This is a genomic window from Paraburkholderia kururiensis, from assembly GCF_034424375.1.
Taxonomy (GTDB): domain Bacteria; phylum Pseudomonadota; class Gammaproteobacteria; order Burkholderiales; family Burkholderiaceae; genus Paraburkholderia; species Paraburkholderia kururiensis_A.
In genome coordinates this window covers 1,559,030-1,577,096 of the sequence record NZ_CP139965.1, presented here as the reverse complement: position 1 = coordinate 1,577,096, position 18,067 = coordinate 1,559,030, and the positions used below count along the sequence as shown (strand labels likewise).

14 protein-coding genes are annotated in these 18,067 nt (G+C 66.0%); 6 read left to right on the top strand and 8 right to left on the bottom strand.

Annotated features, from left to right (window positions below; genetic code table 11):
* The first annotated feature begins 1 nt into the window (after position 1).
* On the top strand, positions 2-643 hold the full coding sequence (locus U0042_RS07095) for a response regulator transcription factor (protein WP_114815128.1): 642 nt from the start codon (positions 2-4) through the stop codon (positions 641-643).
* 189 nt (positions 644-832) lie between these two features.
* Entirely contained in the window at positions 833-2,545 is a 1,713-nt protein-coding gene (locus U0042_RS07090) for a thiamine pyrophosphate-dependent enzyme (protein WP_114815127.1), read from the top strand.
* A 141-nt stretch (positions 2,546-2,686) separates the two neighbouring features.
* Here U0042_RS07090 and U0042_RS07085 read toward each other — a convergent pair whose 3' ends face one another.
* Genes U0042_RS07085 through U0042_RS07075 form a run of 3 tightly spaced genes read right to left on the bottom strand, consistent with a single transcriptional unit; the run spans position 2,687 to position 7,034 of the window.
* The gene (locus tag U0042_RS07085; protein ID WP_232833621.1) at positions 2,687-4,090 is read right to left on the bottom strand and encodes an efflux transporter outer membrane subunit; all 1,404 of its coding nucleotides are present in this window, start codon (positions 4,088-4,090) and stop codon (positions 2,687-2,689) included.
* Positions 4,087-5,193 (bottom strand): HlyD family secretion protein, encoded by a 1,107-nt coding sequence (locus U0042_RS07080; protein ID WP_114815126.1) that lies wholly within the window; start codon positions 5,191-5,193, stop codon positions 4,087-4,089. The genes U0042_RS07085 and U0042_RS07080 overlap by 4 nt, the downstream gene beginning before the upstream one ends.
* On the bottom strand, positions 5,190-7,034 hold the full coding sequence (locus U0042_RS07075) for an MFS transporter (RefSeq protein WP_232833620.1): 1,845 nt from the start codon (positions 7,032-7,034) through the stop codon (positions 5,190-5,192). Before U0042_RS07075 ends, U0042_RS07080 begins: the two co-directional genes overlap by 4 nt.
* A 48-nt stretch (positions 7,035-7,082) precedes the next feature.
* Between U0042_RS07075 and U0042_RS07070 the strand changes: the two genes are divergently transcribed.
* A complete protein-coding gene (locus tag U0042_RS07070; protein ID WP_114815124.1) occupies positions 7,083-7,874 on the top strand; it encodes a phosphate/phosphite/phosphonate ABC transporter substrate-binding protein in 792 nt (263 codons plus the stop codon).
* Between the two features lie 298 nt (positions 7,875-8,172).
* On the opposite strand, the gene U0042_RS07065 is transcribed toward U0042_RS07070, so the two are convergent.
* The 4 genes from U0042_RS07065 to U0042_RS07050 form a co-directional block, all read right to left on the bottom strand.
* The gene (locus U0042_RS07065) at positions 8,173-10,197 is read right to left on the bottom strand and encodes an acetyl/propionyl/methylcrotonyl-CoA carboxylase subunit alpha (RefSeq protein ID WP_114815123.1); all 2,025 of its coding nucleotides are present in this window, start codon (positions 10,195-10,197) and stop codon (positions 8,173-8,175) included.
* A 138-nt stretch (positions 10,198-10,335) separates the two neighbouring features.
* The gene (locus tag U0042_RS07060; protein WP_114815122.1) at positions 10,336-11,124 is read right to left on the bottom strand and encodes an enoyl-CoA hydratase/isomerase family protein; all 789 of its coding nucleotides are present in this window, start codon (positions 11,122-11,124) and stop codon (positions 10,336-10,338) included.
* A 37-nt stretch (positions 11,125-11,161) separates the two neighbouring features.
* A complete protein-coding gene (locus U0042_RS07055; RefSeq protein WP_114815121.1) occupies positions 11,162-12,769 on the bottom strand; it encodes a carboxyl transferase domain-containing protein in 1,608 nt (535 codons plus the stop codon).
* A 67-nt stretch (positions 12,770-12,836) separates the two neighbouring features.
* Entirely contained in the window at positions 12,837-14,018 is a 1,182-nt protein-coding gene (locus tag U0042_RS07050; RefSeq protein WP_114815120.1) for an isovaleryl-CoA dehydrogenase, read from the bottom strand.
* Positions 14,019-14,271: 253 nt separating this feature from the next.
* Between U0042_RS07050 and U0042_RS07045 the strand changes: the two genes are divergently transcribed.
* Complete coding sequence (locus U0042_RS07045) at positions 14,272-15,060, top strand: TetR/AcrR family transcriptional regulator (protein ID WP_114815119.1); 789 nt, start codon at positions 14,272-14,274, stop codon at positions 15,058-15,060.
* A 342-nt stretch (positions 15,061-15,402) separates the two neighbouring features.
* Positions 15,403-16,413: a DUF2891 domain-containing protein gene (locus tag U0042_RS07040; protein ID WP_114811985.1), complete on the top strand. Its 1,011-nt coding sequence runs from the start codon at positions 15,403-15,405 to the stop codon at positions 16,411-16,413.
* Between the two features lie 27 nt (positions 16,414-16,440).
* Here U0042_RS07040 and U0042_RS07035 read toward each other — a convergent pair whose 3' ends face one another.
* Positions 16,441-17,466: a LysR family transcriptional regulator gene (locus tag U0042_RS07035; protein ID WP_114811983.1), complete on the bottom strand. Its 1,026-nt coding sequence runs from the start codon at positions 17,464-17,466 to the stop codon at positions 16,441-16,443.
* A 116-nt stretch (positions 17,467-17,582) separates the two neighbouring features.
* Between U0042_RS07035 and U0042_RS07030 the strand changes: the two genes are divergently transcribed.
* A complete protein-coding gene (locus tag U0042_RS07030; protein ID WP_114811981.1) occupies positions 17,583-18,038 on the top strand; it encodes a VOC family protein in 456 nt (151 codons plus the stop codon).
* The last annotated feature ends 29 nt before the right edge of the window (positions 18,039-18,067 follow it).

Below are 18,067 nucleotides of genomic sequence, written 5' to 3'. Positions count from 1 at the left end.
AATGGTCAGGCTCATTATCGTCGACGATCATGCGATCGTGCGTCGCGGTCTGCGGCGCATTTGCGAGACGGATCGCGATCTGGTGGTGGTCGCAGAAGCAGGCAGCGGCGCGGAAGCGCTTGCATGGCTCGGCACCAACCCTGTCGATGTCGTTCTGCTCGACATGACGATGCCCGGTGTCCATGGCGTGGATCTGATCAAGCAGATTGCATCGATCCGGCCGGCGTCACGCATCCTCGTTCTCAGCATGCATGCGGAAGCCGAGTTGGCGACGCGGGCGCTGCGCGTCGGCGCTCATGGCTACCTCACGAAAGACGGCGACCCCGACGTCCTGATCACGGCCATCCATAAAGTGGCGTCTGGAGGAAAGTTCGTCGATCCATCGCTCATGGAAGCCCTCCTGTTCGCGAAGCTCGACGCGGAGGTGCAGACGATGTCCGCACTCAGCGACCGTGAATTCGAAGTGTTCAGGTTGCTCGCATCGGGCGCCTCCGTCACCGAGATCGCGGAACGTTTTTCGCTCAGTGCGAAAACGATCAGCACGCACAAGACACGACTCATGCAAAAGCTTGGGCTGCGCAGCAACGCCGACATCGTGCGTCTCGCGATTGCCGAGGGCATCATCAAGAATGACGCGCGATAGACAACGCGCTACCGAAGCTTGCCCCCATCCGGGGGATAGGGCCGCCTGGGTCTGCGTGCGATAGTCGTTCGAGCAGTGCGCACACGTTCCTGTGAAGACGGGAACCCATCTTTCCAGATCGGGCAGAACCGGACCTTCCGCTTTTTTGATGAATCAAGCGGACGGAGGCCGACAAACCGGAGGCTGAACATGAGCAAGAAGGTAGCGGATGTCATTGTCGAAGTCCTGGAGTCTGCCGGCGTCGAGCGCTGCTACGGCATCGTCGGCGATACGCTGAACCGGATTGCGGAGTCGATTACCGAAAGCCATATCGAATGGATCACCATGCGCCATGAAGAAGCGGGCGCGTTTGCCGCATCCGCCGAGGCCCAGCTTACGGGCGGGTTGGTCGCGTGTGCGGGGAGCTGCGGTCCTGGCAGTTTGCACTTCATCAACGGCTTGTACGACGGCCATCGCAACCGGGCGCCGGTGATCCTCATTGCCAGCCAGTTGATTCGCAAGGATCTCGGCTTCCAGTCGGTGCAGGAGGTCGATTTCAAGAAAGTCTATGGCGAGTGCAGCGTCTATTGCGACATGATTTATTCGTCCGATCAGGCGCGGCGCAAGACCGTCGCCGCGTGTCAGGCCGCGTTGACCAAACGCGGCGTGGCGGTGCTGATCGTCCCGGCCGACGTCTCGCGCGAAGATGCGGTCGACGAATTGCCGTTTAGCGTGCATGTGAGCAAGCCGGTCATCCGGCCCAATGATGAAGAGCTTGACCGCATTGCGGCCATCCTCAACACGGGCGGCAACATCACGATCTACGGCGGCTCGGGCTGCATGGGCGCGCACGCGGAAATCATGGCGACCGCATCGCGCCTGAACGCGCCGATTGCCCGCACCTCGCGTGCCAAGGATGCACTGCAGCCCGACAACCCGTACGACATCGGGATGACCGGACTGATCGGCAACGAAGCGGGCTACAAGGCGGTCCTGCAATGCGACACGTTGCTGCTGCTCGGTGCGGATTTCGCGTGGAGCCAGTTCTACCCGTCGAAGGCCAGGATCGTGCAGATCGATATCGACTCCGATCATATCGGCCGTCGGCATCCGGTAGAGGTCGGCGTGGTGGGCGACATCAAGGATACGCTGGCCGCATTGCTGCCGCGCCTGGTACAGCACGAGAGCACCGAGTTTCGCGACACACTCGTGATGCGTTACCTGGACGGCGAGCGGGCCGCCCGCGAACATGCCCGACCGGGATATCACAGCGGCTTGTCCGGTATCCACGTCACCGAACTGATCGACACGTATGCCGCCGAGGACACACTCTTCGCCTGCGATGACGGCACGCCCGTCGTGTGGGCCTTGCGTCATATGCGTGCAAACGGCAAGCGCCGCTTCTTTGCCAGCCTCTTGCACGGAACCATGGCGAGCGGCATGGCTTCTGCCATCGGGCTGCAAAAGTGCCAACCCGGGCGGCAGGTCATCGCCTTGTGCGGCGACGGCGGTTTCAGCATGCTGCTCGGCGACCTGTTGACGATCGTTCAGCAGCAGTTGCCGATCAAGGTGGTGGTCTTCAACAACGGAAAACTCGGCTTCGTGGAAATCGAGCAGAAGGCCGAAGGCATGCTCAACACCTTCACGCATTTGCAGAATCCGGATTTCGGCGACGTGGCGAAAGCCGTGGGACTGTGGGGCCGGCGTGTGGACAAGGCGGAAGACATCGAGGCCGCGGTGGTCGACTGGCTGGCACAGCCCGGTCCGGCGCTGCTCGACGTCAAGGTCAACGCGATGGAACTGGTGATGCCGCCTTTCGTCGCCCTGGAACCTGCAATCGGCATGGCGTTGTATACGGCCAAGGCGGTCCTGCACGGCAAGGGCGGCGAAGTGTGGGAGATGATGACCGAAAACTTCATTTGACGAACGGGCAGCCTGGGACTGACGTTCGGTCCCGGGTTTGCCGTGCAACGTGCAACGTGTGGTCGGTAAAACAGCGGGGCTTCCTCACATCAGGAAGCCCCGCCGCGTTTCAGGAGATGCGCTCGCCGCTCGTGAAGTGAATCATCCGTCTCGCGCCGCCTGACGTTGCGTGTCGGGCGCCCAGCCGCCGCCCAGCGCCTGTATCAGGCTGACCGCAGCATCGAAACGATCCTGGCGCGACTGCACCAGCGACAGTTCGGCGGAAAGCAGATTGCGCTGCGCGTCCAGCTGGTCGAGGTAAGTGGCATAGCCTTCGCGGTATCGGCTGCTGGCAAGCGAGAAAGCACGTTGCAGGATGTCGCGCGTGCGGGATAGCGATTCGTACTGTTCCCGATATTTCGCCGTGGCGGCCAGGTTGTCCTCCACCTCGCGAAACGCCTGCATGACCGTCTTGCGATAGGCGAAAGCGGCTTCGTCGCGACGCGCGGTGGCGACGTCTTCCTGCGATCGCAGCCGGCCCGCGTCGAGCAGCGGCGCGAGAATGCTGCCGCCAATCGACCAGACGCTGACAGGGCTCGCATCGACCAGCGTAGACCCGACAAAGCCGCCCATTGCAGACAACCGGATATCCGGCAGAAAGGCGGCGCGCGCGGCATCGAGTGTGTGGTCGGTTGCGGCAAGGCGCGCTTCGGCCGCTGCAATGTCGGGGCGGCTGCGCAACACGACGGACGGCAACGCGACCGGAATCTCCGGCAGCGTCAGTTGCTCGAAGCGGCGCGGGCGCGCGACCGCGCCGGGTACGCGACCCAGCAACAGGCTCAAGCTGTCTTCCGCGCGAGCCATGCCAAGCTCGAGGCCGGGCAGCCGTTGCACGGTGGATTCCACCTCCGCTTGCGCACGGGTCAGGTCGAGTGCCGTTGAATAACCGGCATCGAAGCGATGCTGCTCGATATGGAGTTCGTCGCGTCGCACCTGAAGGGTCTGCCGCACGATCGCCAGTTGGGCGTCGAGCGAGAGCAACGTGAAGTAGCTGGTCGCGACGGTGGCGGCCACCCCCAGCCGCACGGTCTGCCGCGCGTCCTCGGTGGCGAGGAGCGAGGCGCGTGCAGCCGCGCTGCTGGCCTTCAGTCTGCCGAACAGATCGAGGTCATAGCTGGCCTGGATCAGCGCCTCGCCGGCGGCCTGTTCCTCGGGGACGCCGAATCCCGGATTGACGTTGCGTTCGCGACCGCCATCGGCGCCGAACTGCACGTTCGGCATACGTTGCGCCTGCGCATAGGCAAGCTGGGCTCGCGCCTCTTCGACATTGACCGCGGCCAGCGCAATATCGTCGTTGTGCGACATCGCTTCATCGACCAGAGCGTTCAACGTGGCATCGCCGAACGACTTCCACCAGTCGAGCCGCAGTGTGCTCGTGCCGGCGTTGGTCGGCGTGCGCCAGGCCTGCGGCGCCTGAACGCCCGATCCGGCCGGCGCCGGCCTGCGCGGACCCGCGCAACCGGCCAGTGCGGCACCGATCAAGACGATAAAACGGCGACGTATCATGAGCGGCGCTGCGTGTCGGTGGAGTGGTCGCGCCGAGCCGCGGCATGCGTGTCGACCTCCGTGACGACCGACATCCCGGGGCGCAGACGCGCTGCGAGATCCTGGTGCGGATCGACGGTAATGCGCACGCCGATGCGTTGCGGCACCTTGACGAAGTTGCCGGTCGCATTGTCCGGCTTGAGCACGGAAAACTCGTTGGCCGCCGCTGGCGAGATCTGTTCCACATGTCCCTGCAACCGCGCGCCGTCGAGCGCGTCGACCGTGAAGCTCACCGGCTGGCCGACGCTCATGTGCGCGGTTTGCGCTTCCTTGTAGTTGGCGATGATCCAGCGTTCGTCGGGCACCACCGCCATGAGTTGCGTGCCGTTCGTCACGTACTGGCCCAGCCGCACAGCGATTTCGCCCAACTGTCCGCTCTCCGGTGCCCGGATCACGGTGTGGCCCAGATCGATCTGGGCGGCATCCAGTTGTGCCCTGGCCTCGGCGATGGCGGCCTGCAGGCTGAGGCGCGCCGTTTCGACCGTCAGAATGGCTTGCCGCGCCTGTTCTCGCGCGGCCTGTGTCTGCCGCAATTGCGCCTCGCCCAGTGCGAGCGCGGCCACGGCCTGGTCGCGCTCGCGCAAAGACACGGAGCCGTCGGCGACCAGTTTCGATATGCGAGCCATGTCGGCCTTTGCCTTGGCCAGTTGGGCCTGGGCGTTGAGTATGCCCGCGTCCTGGCTCTTCAAGGCGGCTTCGCTCGAAGCATGCGCCTGCGCGTTGTTGGCGAGATTGTCTTCCGCTGCCTGCAGGGCGGCCAGGGCTTGTTCGACCCGAGCGCGATAGCTGCTGTCGTCGATGCGAACCAGTACCTCGCCTGCCTGCACGCGCTCGTAGTCGTGCACCGTTACCTTGGCGACATAGCCACTGACCTGCGGTGCGATAACTGTGGTGCGCCCGCGCACATAGGCGTCTTCCGTCGTTTCGCTGTGCAGTGAAAACCAGCCCCACGCGTAAGCGATGGCGAGCAGGACGGTCAGCGCGATGACCGCGACGAAGGCCGTTACCCAGAAGCGCCGATGGGGCGGCGCCCATGTGGCGGGCGTCGTTGGCGGAGATGTCATGGCTGCACCTGTCGGGCGGATTGGCGTAGGTGATTGAAGAACAGCGAAAGCGCGACCGCGCCCGCCGTGCCGGCAGCAAGCCACGCCAGCAGACGGAACACGTCGTCGTAGGCGAGCACGGACGACTCGCCGGATATCGACTGGTTCAGCAGCGCGCCGCCTTCGGCAGCGCGCATCGTCGGGTCGCTCATCACGGGAGCTACGGCGGCGGCGCCCGCCGAAAGACGGCTGCTCACGGCGGGATCGCCGATCGCCGCTTGAGCCGCCAGGTCGTCGCTATGCACGTGAGCACGTTCAATCTGGTAGCTGCCCATCATGGCCGAGCCGGCGAGCGCGCCGACGTTCTGCGTGATGCTGAAGACGACGACCAGCGTGATGTAGTGATCGCGACCTGTGCGCAGCATCTGGATGAATCCGTACAACATGGCCGGGCCGATGAAGAGCGTGGTGCCGAAGCCGATCAACGCCTGGCTGAGGTAGAGCTGTTCCGGTCTCGTCAGGTTGTTGGCATGGCTGTCGAGCCACGCACTTGCGGCAATGCAGAGTGCCGCCAGCATGACGTGATAAGGCAGCCGGGCTTCGCTCAAGGTCAGCGCGCTCACGACCATGCCGGCCACCATCGCCATCGCCACCAGGACGAACAGCATGTGCAGCTGGTCGTTGTCGAGGCCGGCGGCCGACAGCAATCCGACCGAACCGAAGGTCTGCTCCGCGAGAGCGAGTCGCATCAGCAGCGCGATGCCGACGAAGCGGGCGATATTGATCGTGGACAGCCACTTCAGTTCGAGCAGGGGCCGCTTGCGGTTGGCCTCGATACCGATGCCGATGGCGAGCAGCAACACGCAGGCGGCCAGCATGCGGCCCAACCAGGGCGTGTCGTGCCACCAGACCGAGCGTCCGAGGCCCAGCACTTCGCAGCCGAGCACGACGCCGGGCACCAGCAGCGCGATGCTGACGAAGTCGATCGGCTCGAATGAGCGTGCCCGGTCGCTGGGCGGCAAGGGCGCGAGCAGAATCGCGGCCAGTATCGCGAGCGGGACGGCCAGTTCGATGCAATGCATGCCCTGCCAGCCACGCGCGCTCAATAGCTCCACCGGTATCAGACGCGCCAGCGGCGTACCGAACTGCGTCAGGCTGATCCCGACGATGACCGCCAGCGGACGGTGCTTCGCCGACATGATCACGAGGAAGTAGTAGATGGAAAGACTGGTCAGCGCGCCCGTTTCGAGGCCGTTGGCGATGCGCGCTGCAACCGCCATGGGAAAGCCGGGCAGCAGCAATTGCAGCGCAGCGACGAGCGCGTAGAGGACCAGCAATCCCTGTGTGACCAGTGGAATGCCGAATTGCGCGCGCGCCTTGACCAACGTGAGGTTCGCGCTCGCGTTCATGCCGAAATAGAGCGCGGGAAGCCAGCTCGCTTCGGCCGTATACAGGCCGAGCGAGCCCGAGATGGTCCCGAGGTTGACGTTGGTGAGTGCGTTGGGAAAGGTCGTCATCAAGCCGATGAACGTGCCGACCAGGGCATAGGCTATTCGACGCCTCGATGTCATCCGTGGGGTGTACGGAGAACCCGCCGACGTTGGCTTCTCGGAATCGGCATAGACGTAGGCGCTCATCGCACTCCCCGGTGGCTTGACGTGCAAGCCTACCTTGCGCGCCGTGGTGCGCTGTATCCCCCTGATTGGGGATGGCGGCGGGGAGTTATGGGGGATGCGTGTCCCTTCCGGTTCGCGACAGCTTTGCCGTCTTCCTTGCGCAAACCCCCTGCCTGCGCCGGGCCAAAGAGCCGGGTGAAATACCTTCCGCTTTCGCGCGAACTCGAGCCGGTGCCGCCCGTCCATCACGACTCCCCGGCGCACCTCGCCAGTGGATGTGCCAGAATCGCCCGCATGAACTGGATTGCATCGCTGCCGATGTATAACGTCACGCCCGTGCTGGCCTCGCACTGGCGCGCGCTGCTCGCCGATACGCTGCGCGTGGCGGCGCCCGGCGCGCGCATCGAAGACCGCGGCAGCGACCTCTACGGACTCTGGCGCGACGACCGTCTCTTGCTCGCGCAGACGTGCGGCTATCCGCTCATGCATTCGCTTGCAGGCGCGGTGCAAGTGGTCGCGACGCCGCACTTCGATGCGCCGGGCTGCGACGGCCTCTCCTACCGCAGCGTGCTCGTGGTACGCGTCGACGCGCCTTATCCGTCGCTCGAAGCGTGTCGCGGCGCGCGCGCCGCGTTCAATCAGGACGATTCGAACAGCGGCATGAACCTGTTCCGGCACGCTGTGGCCCCGCTCGCACGTGGCGGTCGCTTCTTCGGCTCGGTGCTCCAGACGGGGTCGCACCTCGCTTCGTTGCAGGCGCTGGCGGAAGGCCGCGCAGACGTGACCGCAATCGACTGCGTGACCTTCGCCTTCGTGCAGGACGGATTGCCGGCGCTGGCCGCCGCGGTGCGCGGCATCGGCTGGACCGCGCCCGCACCGGGGCTCCCGCTCGTGGCCGCGCGCACGGTGCCGGCTGCATTGATCGAGAGCCTGCGCGGTGCACTGGACATCGCGCTGCAAGCCGATCCGGACCGCGCGCGGGCGCTGCATTTGAAGGGTTTTTCGGTGCCGCCCGCGCACGCTTATGACCGCATCGTGACGCTCGAGCAAGAGGCCGAAGGGGCCGGCTATCCACACCTCGCGTAATGCCGGCCGCAGGTGGGCGCTCCCTGATACGCAGCATTGCACCTGACTTCGACACTCGCCTCGTCGCGCTGCGGGCCTTCATCGCCATGCGTCAAAACCGGCGTTTTGCTTTGCAGACCACTTCGCTGCCCGCTTCACATCTCCTTCACCGCCGGCTTCGCCACGACGCGCGACGGCCTTCATCGGCGGACGCAGGGCCAGGCCGCGAGGAAACGGCAAGCCGCCATTTTCCAAGGCGCATGCCCCGGCCGGCCTCCGCTGTGCGCACGCCCCTGCCGCCCCGCGCCTCACCGCGCCCTTACTGCGCTTCCATCACCAGCAACTGCGCGCCGTCCGCCACCTGATCGCCTACGCCGTAGAGCACTTCGGTCACCTTGCCGGCGGCCGGCGCGCCGATGGTGTGCTCCATCTTCATCGCTTCCATCACGATGAGCGGCGCGCCCTTCTCGACTATCGCGCCCGGCTCCACGAGCACCGCGATCACCTTGCCCGGCATCGGCGCGGTGAGGCGCCCTTCGCCGTGCTCCGCGTCCGCGGCATGCGCGAGCAGGTTCTGCCACTCGAATGCCAGCGCCGCGCCGTTGCAGAAGACGTGGAACACGTCGCCGTCGGCGAAAACGCGGCCTGTCGTACGCACTTCGCTCCCGCCGTCGCCAATGGTCGCGCCGTACTCATGCGCGCCCTCGCCGCGCCACCAGCGGTACGGCTCGGTCTTGCCGCCGTAGTGCAGCGTTTGCGTGTCGCCGTCGCGTGAGAAGACGACGTCGAAGGCGGCCTCCCCTTCGGGATCGCGCCACGCGAGCTTTTGCGTGTAAGCGCCGTTGAGCCGCCAGTGCGAAAGCGCATCCCACGGCGAGCGGCCCTGCGGCGCGCCGCCTTCGCGCGTGAGCAACGCTGCACAGGCCAACGCCAGTGCTTCGCGCACCGGCTTGTCGTGCGCGCCGAACAGCGAATCGGCATGGCGTTCGATCAGGCCCGTATCGAGCTCGCCCGTCATGAACGGATGGCTCGTCACGAGGCGTTGCAGGAACTCGACGTTGGTGTGCGGCCCCACCACCTCGCACGCTTCGAGCGCGCGTTTCATGCGGGCCAACGCCTCGTCGCGCGTGGCGCCGTAGACGATCAGCTTCGCGATCATCGGGTCGTAGAACGGCGTGATGGTGTCGCCTTCGCGAATGCCGCTGTCGATGCGCACCGCCGCGCGCTCGCCCGCCGTGCCCAGCGTGAACGCCGCGCCCTGCGGCATGCGCAAATGCTTGAGCGTACCCGTCGAAGGCAGAAAACCGCGCGCCGGATGCTCGGCGTAGATGCGCGCCTCGATGGCGTGGCCCGTGCACGTCAGTTCGTCCTGGCGCAGCGGCAGCGGCTCGCCGGCCGCCACGCGCAGTTGCCACTCCACGAGGTCGAGGCCCGTCACCATTTCCGTGACCGGGTGTTCCACCTGAAGGCGCGTGTTCATTTCCATGAAATAGAACGCGCCGCTGCCGGTCATGATGAACTCGACCGTGCCGGCGCCCACGTAGCCCACCGCGCGCGCGGCGGCCACCGCGGCCTCGCCCATCGCCCGACGCACCTCGGCGGCAAGCCCCGGCGCGGGCGCTTCCTCGAGCACCTTTTGATGCCGCCGCTGCACCGAACAATCGCGGTCGAACAGATAGACCGTGTGGCCGTGGCGGTCTGCGAAGACCTGCACTTCGACGTGACGGGGCCGCGTCAGATATTTTTCGATCAGCACACGGTCGTTGCCGAAACTGGCGGCCGCCTCGCGCTTGCACGAAGCGAGCGCCGCGGCGAAGTCCTCGTGCCGGTCCACTACGCGCATGCCCTTGCCGCCGCCGCCCGCGCTGGCCTTCAGCAGCACGGGGTAGCCGATCTGATCCGCCTCGCGTTGCAGCAGCGCCGGGTCCTGGTCGTCGCCGTGGTAGCCCGGCACGAGCGGCACGTCCGCCGCCTGCATGAGCGCCTTGGCCGCGGCCTTCGACCCCATCGCGGCAATGGCTTCCACCGGCGGCCCGATGAACACGATGCCGGCCTGCTCGCAGGCGCTCGCGAAGTCCTCGTTCTCGGACAGAAAGCCGTAGCCCGGATGGATCGCCTCGGCGCCGGTGGCGCGCGCGGCCTCGATGATGCGTTCGATGCGCAGATAGCTTTCGGCCGCGGCCGAGCCGCCGATGTGCACGGCCTCGTCGCAGGCGGCCACGTGTTTTGCGCCGGCATCGGCGTCCGAATACACGGCGACGGTGGCGATGCCGAGCCGCCTGCACGTGGCGGCGACGCGGCACGCAATCTCGCCGCGGTTCGCTATCAGGATCTTGTTGAACATGAGCTGTCTCGCTGGAGCAGGGTCGTGCTGCCTGGTGTAGTTGTGAAGTCGACGCGGGTGCGCTTGCGGCGCCCGCGCGCGTTCGGTCAATTCGGCGGCGTCATTGAATCCGCCGCAACATGAAAGCCGGGGTGGCTCTCAAGCCGCGCGCCACGCCGGCGTGCGCTTTTCGAGAAACGACGCCACGCCCTCGCGGCCTTCGTCGCTCGCGCGAATGCGTGCGATGCGCGTGGCCGTGTCTTCGATCAGCGCTTCGTCGATCGCGCGGCCCGCCACGTCCTGCACGAGCCGCTTGCACTCGCGCACGGCGTTCGGGCTGTTGGTGACGAGCGAATCGGCAATCTGGCGCACGGTGGCGTCGAGCTTGTCTTCGGGCACCGCTTCGCCGACGAAGCCGAGCCGCAGCGCCGTGGCGCAGTCGAACGCTTCGGCCGTCGTGAAGTAGCGGCGCGAGGCCTGCTCGCCGAGCGCGCGGATCACGTACGGCGCGATGGTGGCCGGCATGAGCCCGAGCCGCGCTTCGGAGAGACAAAAGCGCGCCGTCTCCACGGCCACGACGATGTCGCACGCCGCGATCAGCCCCATGCCGCCCGCGTAGGCGTCTCCGTTCACGCGGGCGATCACGGGCTTGCGGCAGCGGTAGATGGCCGCGAGCATCTGGGCGAGACGCAGTGCGTCGGCGCGGTTTTCCTCGTCGGAAAAGCCGGCCATCTTCTTCATCCAGTTGAGGTCCGCGCCCGCGCAGAACGCCTTGCCGTTTGCAGTCAGCACGACGGCGCGCACGTCGTCGCGCGTGTCGAGCAGGCCGAACACGGACGTGAGTTCCGCGATCATCTTTTCGTTGAACGCATTGCGCACGTCGGGGCGATTCAGCGTGACCGTGGCTACGTGGTCCGCGAACGCTACGCCGAGAGTTTCGTATTGCATCGCCGCTTCTCCGTCACATCGGTCGTCACATGCGCCATCACATGCGGAACACGCCGAAGCGCGTCTCTTCCACGGGCGCGTTCATCGCGGCGGCAAGGCCGAGGCCCAGCACGTCGCGCGTCTGTGCCGGATCGATTACGCCGTCGTCCCACAGGCGTGCGCTCGCGTAGTACGGGTGGCCCTGGCGCTCGTATTGATCGCGAATGGGCTGCTTGAACGCTTCTTCCTCTTCCGCGCTCCACGCGCCGCCCTTCGCTTCGATGCCGTCGCGCTTCACCGTGGCGAGCACCGATGCGGCCTGCTCGCCGCCCATCACGGAGATGCGCGCGTTGGGCCACATCCAGAGAAAGCGCGGCGAGTAGGCACGCCCGCACATGCCGTAGTTGCCCGCGCCGAACGAGCCGCCGATGATCACCGTGAACTTCGGCACCTTCGCCGTGGCCACGGCCGTGACCATCTTGGCGCCGTTGCGCGCAATGCCCTCGTTCTCGTATTTGCGGCCCACCATGAAGCCCGTGATGTTCTGCAGGAACACGAGCGAAATCTTGCGCTGGCAGCACAGCTCGATGAAATGCGTGCCCTTCAGCGCCGACTCGGAAAACAGGATGCCGTTGTTCGCGACGATGCCGACGGGGTGCCCCCAGATGTGCGCGAAGCCGGTGACGAGCGTGGTGCCGTAGCGGGCCTTGAATTCGTCGAAGGCCGAGTCGTCCACGATGCGCGCAATCACCTCGCGCACGTCGAAGGGCTTGCGCGTATCGGCAGGAATCACGCCGTAGAGGCTCTTTGCGTCGTAGCGCGGCGGCAGCGGCTCTTTCAACGCGAGCCCGGCGGGCTTCGAGCGATTGAGGTTGCCCACAATGCTGCGCGCAATGGCGAGCGCATGCGCGTCGTTCTGCGCGAGATGGTCGGCCACGCCGGACAGGCGCGTGTGCACGTCGCCGCCGCCCAGGTCTTCGGCGCTCACTTCCTCGCCCGTTGCAGCCTTCACGAGCGGCGGGCCGCCCAGGAAAATCGTGCCCTGGTTCTTCACGATGATCGACTCGTCGCTCATCGCCGGCACGTAGGCGCCGCCCGCCGTGCACGAGCCCATCACCACTGCGATCTGCGGAATGCCCGCCGCCGAGAGATTCGCCTGGTTGTAGAAGATGCGGCCGAAGTGGTCGCGGTCGGGAAACACTTCGTCCTGGTTCGGCAGATTCGCGCCGCCCGAGTCCACCAGATAGACGCACGGCAGCCGGTTTTCCGCAGCGATTTCCTGCGCGCGCACGTGCTTCTTCACCGTGACCGGATAGTACGTGCCGCCTTTCACGGTGGCGTCGTTGCAGACGATCACGCATTCCTGGCCCGCAATGCGCCCGATGCCCGTGATGATGCCCGCGCCCGGCGCCTCGTTGTGATACATGCCGTATGCGGCGAGCTGCGAGAGTTCGAGAAACGGCGTGCCCGGATCGAGCAGTTGCGCAATGCGCTCGCGCGGCAGCAGCTTGCCGCGCGCCACATGCTTGTCGCGCGCCGCCTCGCCGCCGCCGAGCGCGAGCTTGCCCACCTTCTCGCGCAGGTCGGCCACGAGCGCTTCGAGCGCAGCGGCATTGGCCCGGAAGTCGTCCGAGCGCGGATTGAGCTTCGTTTCGATGATCGGCATCGCGTGAGTTTTCCGCTGGGTTGCTGTGTGAGTGCCTGTGGTTCGTGGCGCCGTGTGCGGCGGCGCCTTACATCGTTTCCGCGAACAGCTCGCGGCCGATCAGCATGCGGCGAATCTCGCTCGTGCCCGCGCCGATCTCGTAGAGCTTCGCGTCGCGCCACAGGCGGCCCACGGGGTACTCGTTGATGTAGCCGTTGCCGCCCAGAATCTGGATGGCTTCGCCGGCCATCCACGTGGCCTTTTCGGCGGTGTAGAGAATCACGCCCGCGCAGTCCTTGCGCACCTGACGCACATGTTCGCGGCCCAGTGTGTCGAGTTGACGACCTACGGCGTAGAGATACGCGCGGCAGGCCTGCAATGTGGTGTAAAGGTCGGCCACCTTGCCCTGGATGAGCTGGAATTCGCCGATGGACTGGCCGAACTGCTTGCGGTCGTGGATGTAGGGCACCACGGCGTCCATCACGGCGAGCATGATGCCGGTGGGGCCGCCCGCCAGCACGGCGCGCTCGTAGTCGAGGCCGCTCATCAGCACCTTCACGCCGCCGTTGAGCTGGCCCAGCACGTTTTCTTCGGGCACTTCCACGTCCTGGAACACGAGTTCGCCCGTGTGCGAGCCGCGCATGCCGAGCTTGTCGAGCTTCTGCGCCACGGAAAAACCCTTCATGCCCTTCTCGACGATGAACGCCGTGATGCCGCGGGCGCCCGCTTCGGGATCGGTCTTCGCGTAGACCACGAGCGTGTCGCAATCCGGGCCGTTGGTGATCCACATCTTCGTGCCGTTCAGCACGTAACGGTCGCCCTTGCGGTCCGCGCGCAGCTTCATGCTGACCACGTCCGAGCCCGCGTTGGGTTCGCTCATGGCGAGCGCGCCGACGTGCTCGCCCGACACGAGCTTAGGCAGGTACTTACGCTTCTGCGCCTCGGTGCCGTTGCGGTGGATCTGGTTCACGCAGAGGTTCGAATGCGCGCCGTACGAGAGCCCGACCGACGCCGACGCGCGCGAGATTTCCTCCATCGCCACCATGTGCGCCGTGTAGCCCATGTTCGCGCCGCCGTATTCCTCGGAGACCGTCATGCCCAGCACGCCCAGGTCGCCGAACTTGCGCCACAGGTCCATCGGGAACTGGTCGGTGCGGTCGATTTCGGCGGCGCGCGGCGCGATCTCTTTCGCCGCGAAGCCAGCCAGGCTGTCGCGCAGCATTTCGATTTCTTCACCGAGCGGGAATTGCAGGCCGGGCACGTTGGTCATCGATGTCTCCTGGTATTCGTGGGGGCGCCTGAAGACGCCATAAAGACGACGCCGTAAAGACGCGTGGGGCGCGCGGCTGGCGCGCCGGTCAACGCGAATTTCACGCCACATTTACGTATACGTCAATAGGTATTTCTGAGCCTTACTCAGATTTTCCATTGAGCCTTCTCGAAGCCATGTAACATGGACTATCCTTCACGGGTAATTGCGGGCATTCGCCCAACCCAGCCACCTGAAAGTGACCTTTGCTCATATGTCGTCCGCTACCCCGGCCGCCCAGCCTTCGCCCACCTCGCCTTCCACGCGCCGGCAGCCTGCGGGACGCAAGTCGCAGCAGCGCGTGAAGGAAATTCTTCAGGCCGGGCGCGACGTGTTCTCCGAAAAAGGCTACGAACGCGCCACCACGGCCGAGATCGCCCAGCGGCTCGGCATTTCCGAGGCCACCGTGTTCAGCTACTTTCGCGGCAAGCGCGAGTTGTGCGCGCGCGTGATCGGCGACTGGTACGACGAGATCATCGACGCCATCGAAACGGGCCTGCCGCGCGACGGCTCCGTGCGCCAGCAGTTCGCGTTCATCGTGCGCACGCATTTGCGGTTGATGCTCGTGAACGGCACGGGCCTGTGCGCGCTGGTGCTGTCCGAGGGCCGCACGCGCCACCACGAACTCTCCGAAGCGCTCACCGACCTGCAACGCCGCTACACCGCGCCGCTCATGCGCGTGCTGGCGCGCGGCCAGCAAGGCGGGCAGGTGCGCGCCGACGTGCCGTTGCGGCTCTTGCGCTCGCTCGTGTTCGGACCGATGGAACACGTGTTGTGGGACGCTACGCTGGCGAACCGCCGCATCGATATCGAAACCACGGCCGAGCGGCTCATCGACGTGCTGTGGGCCGCCTTGCAGCCGCCGGACGTGGCGGTCGCGGCACTCGTGCAGTTCAGCCAGGAGGTGGGCGAAGCCGCGAAGCGGCTGGAGGCGGCGCGGGCGGTTCAAGCCGGACGGGCGAGCGTTCAAGGCGATGGCTCGGGGGCAGCGCGGGAGGGTTGAGCGCGGGGCTTTGGGCTTTGGGCTTTGGGCTTTGGGCTTTGGGCTTTGGGCTTTGGGCTTTGGGCTTTGGGCTTTGGGCTTTGGGCTTTGGGCTTCGGGCTTCGGGCTTCGGGCTTCGGGCTTCGGGCTTCGGGCTTCGGGCTTCGGGCTTCGGGCTTCGGGCTTCGGGCTTCGGGCTTCGGGCTTCGGGCTCCGCAACGCAAACCATCACCGGCGACCAGGCCCAGCCAAGCCCTACCACCTACCCGCGCTTCCCCGCGCTTCACTTTATCGATCATTTATCGATAATCTGTCGTGTAACATTCGCCGCTGCACCCTGTACCGACTCCCCACGAGGCGCCGATGTCCGCACAACTCACCTCCGCCCTTGCATCGAAGTTCGCCACGCTCGCGCTCGGCCACCTCACGCGCGAGTACCCCAACAAGCTCACGCATTCGCTCGCCGGTCCGCAGGACGTGCAGGGGCCGCGTGCGCTGCATCCCATTTTCTACGGCAGCTACGACTGGCATTCGTGCGTGCACGGCTATTGGCTCGTGCTGCGTCTGATCGATCGCTTCCCCGGCTTGCCCGAAGCCCAGCAGATCGTCGCGGTAGTGGACGAGCATTTCACCGAGGAAAAAGTGGCCGGCGAGCGCGCCTACCTCGATCTGCCGCACAACCGCGGCTTCGAGCGGCCTTACGGATGGGCATGGCTCCTGGCGCTCGCAGCCGAAGCCGCTGAATTGAGGGTGCCGCAGGCGCCGCGCTGGTCGCAGACACTTGCGCCGCTCACGGAAGCCTTCGTCGAGCGCTTCGAGGAATTCCTGCCGAAGGCAACGTACCCGCTGCGGGTCGGCACGCACTTCAATACGGCGTTCGCCCTGGCGCTGGCGCTGGATTTCGCGCGGCGCACGTCGCGCGACTCGCTGGCCGCGCTGATCGAAGAGACCGCGAGGCGCTGGTATCTGGACGACGCGGCGTGCCAGGCGTGGGAGCCCTCCGGCGACGAGTTCCTTTCGCCTTCGCTGATGGAAGCAGAGTTGATGAGCCGCGTGCTCGCGCCGCGCGAGTTCGAGCCGTGGCTCACGCGCTTCCTGCCGGGGCTCGCCGCGCGCGAGCCCGCCACGCTGTTCACGCCCGCCACGGTCACGGATCGCACTGACGGCAAGATCGCGCACCTCGACGGCCTCAACCTGAGCCGCGCGTGGTGCCAGCGCTCGCTGGCGCGCGTGCTGCCGCCTGCCGACCCGCGCGTGGCGGTGCTGCTCGACGCCGCTGAAACGCATCTGGCCACCGCGCTCGATCACGTGGCCGGAGACTACATGGGCGAGCACTGGCTCGCCACGTTCGCGACGCTGGCGCTCGAAGCGTAAGGGCTGCGCCGCGCGGTGGCCGGGGATCTAGCGTTTTCTCCCGGCCTTCGCCATGCCTCGTGCACCTGCTGGTTTGGGTTGGGTCTGCGCCGCACGCGGCTGCGGCTGCGTCCCCTTTGCCTTCTTCGCCTTCTTCGCCCTCTTCGGCTTCTCCACTCTCTCCACTCTCTCCACCCGCGCCGGCCACGACTGCGCCGCAACGCTCACCGCGTCGGCGAACGCGTGCGCGGCCTCGCTACGGCTATGCGGCGCCCGCTCCACCAGGCCGATTTCTCGGCAGAACGACGGATCGCCCACGTCGAGCGCCGTCACACCTGGCGGCCATGCCGTGCGTCCCAAGGTCTTCGGCACCAGCGCGCAGCCCACGCCGTGCGCCACCAACTGCACGATGGCGTCGAGTTCATCGAGTTCCACCACGTCGCGAACCGTGATCCGCGCGCGGCGCAGAAAGCGGTCCACCACACGGCCGCCGAACGAACTGCGGTCGTAACGCACGAACGGTGCCGTCTTGAGCACGGTGCGCCAGTCGGTGGCGGCAAGCGCATCGGGCACGAGCAGCGTGAACGGCTCGACGGCAAGCGTGCGCCACGCGAGTTCCGAGGGCAGTGCAAACGGCGGGCGAATGATGACGGCCGCGTCGATCTCGCCCGCGTCCACCTGACCGAGCAGATTCAGCGACACGCCCGGCACCACGCGAATGCGCCAGCCCGGCCACTGGCTGCAAAAGGCGTGAATGGCGCCGACCAGAAACGACGTCTGCGCCGAGGCAATCGCGCCCACGCGCAGCACACCGGTTTTCTGCGCGGCGGCGCCGCGTTTGCCGAGGCGCGCGTAGAGCGACATCAGTTCGCCGGCGAGCGCGAGCGTTTCGCGTCCGGCCGGCGAGAGTCGCGCCGAACGCCCCGTGCGGTCGAACAACACGACACCGAGTTCCTCTTCGAGCCGTTGCATCTGCGCACTCACCGCCGACTGCGTGAGCCCGATGCGCGCGCCGGCCGCCGAAAACGTACCGTGCTCGGCTACGGCGAGGAAAGTCTTGAGTTCGCGAAGCATGACGATTCATCGATAAATTTTGTGCTGAGCACGAAAATATATCGTTTCTCGCCAATTTCCGTCATGAGTAGACTGGGCGTTTTCTAACCGATCACACTGCACAGCCACCCATCGCCATGAGCCAGACCGCCGCCGCCTCCAACACCGCATCCACCGCGATTCCGCCGTTCCATCTCGCCTTCCCCGTTCACAGCATCGCGGCCGCGCGCGAGTTCTACGGCTCCCTGTTGGGCTGCCCCGAAGGCCGCAGCTCGGAAAACTGGGTGGACTTCAATTTCTATGGGCATCAGATCGTCGCGCACCTCGCGCCCGAGGAAATCGGGCATCGCAAGACAAGCGCGGTGGATGGCGACGCCGTGCCTGTCCGCCATTTCGGCGTCGTGCTTTCCATGCCCGAGTGGGAACAGATTTCGGCGAAGCTGACGGCCGCGGGCATCGACTTCATCATCGAACCGCATATCCGCTTCAAGGGCGAAGTGGGCGAACAGGCGACGATGTTCTTTCTGGACCCGTCGGGCAACGCGCTCGAAATCAAGGCGTTCGCGGATAGGGCGTCGCTGTTCGCGAAGTAGACGTGAAACGCGTTGCGCCGCCGCTTCGC

Bases quoted from the DNA above. Each gene is read 5' to 3' on its own strand.
- U0042_RS07095 (WP_114815128.1), top strand. From the start codon at position 2: ATGGTCAGGCTCATTATCGTCGACGATCATGCGATCGTGCGTCGCGGT.
- U0042_RS07090 (WP_114815127.1), top strand. From the start codon at position 833: ATGAGCAAGAAGGTAGCGGATGTCATTGTCGAAGTCCTGGAGTCTGCC.
- U0042_RS07085 (WP_232833621.1), bottom strand. From the start codon at position 4,090: ATGATACGTCGCCGTTTTATCGTCTTGATCGGTGCCGCACTGGCCGGT.
- U0042_RS07080 (WP_114815126.1), bottom strand. From the start codon at position 5,193: ATGACATCTCCGCCAACGACGCCCGCCACATGGGCGCCGCCCCATCGG.
- U0042_RS07075 (WP_232833620.1), bottom strand. From the start codon at position 7,034: ATGGACGGGCGGCACCGGCTCGAGTTCGCGCGAAAGCGGAAGGTATTT.
- U0042_RS07070 (WP_114815124.1), top strand. From the start codon at position 7,083: ATGAACTGGATTGCATCGCTGCCGATGTATAACGTCACGCCCGTGCTG.
- U0042_RS07065 (WP_114815123.1), bottom strand. From the start codon at position 10,197: ATGTTCAACAAGATCCTGATAGCGAACCGCGGCGAGATTGCGTGCCGC.
- U0042_RS07060 (WP_114815122.1), bottom strand. From the start codon at position 11,124: ATGCAATACGAAACTCTCGGCGTAGCGTTCGCGGACCACGTAGCCACG.
- U0042_RS07055 (WP_114815121.1), bottom strand. From the start codon at position 12,769: ATGCCGATCATCGAAACGAAGCTCAATCCGCGCTCGGACGACTTCCGG.
- U0042_RS07050 (WP_114815120.1), bottom strand. From the start codon at position 14,018: ATGACCAACGTGCCCGGCCTGCAATTCCCGCTCGGTGAAGAAATCGAA.
- U0042_RS07045 (WP_114815119.1), top strand. From the start codon at position 14,272: ATGTCGTCCGCTACCCCGGCCGCCCAGCCTTCGCCCACCTCGCCTTCC.
- U0042_RS07040 (WP_114811985.1), top strand. From the start codon at position 15,403: ATGTCCGCACAACTCACCTCCGCCCTTGCATCGAAGTTCGCCACGCTC.
- U0042_RS07035 (WP_114811983.1), bottom strand. From the start codon at position 17,466: ATGCTTCGCGAACTCAAGACTTTCCTCGCCGTAGCCGAGCACGGTACG.
- U0042_RS07030 (WP_114811981.1), top strand. From the start codon at position 17,583: ATGAGCCAGACCGCCGCCGCCTCCAACACCGCATCCACCGCGATTCCG.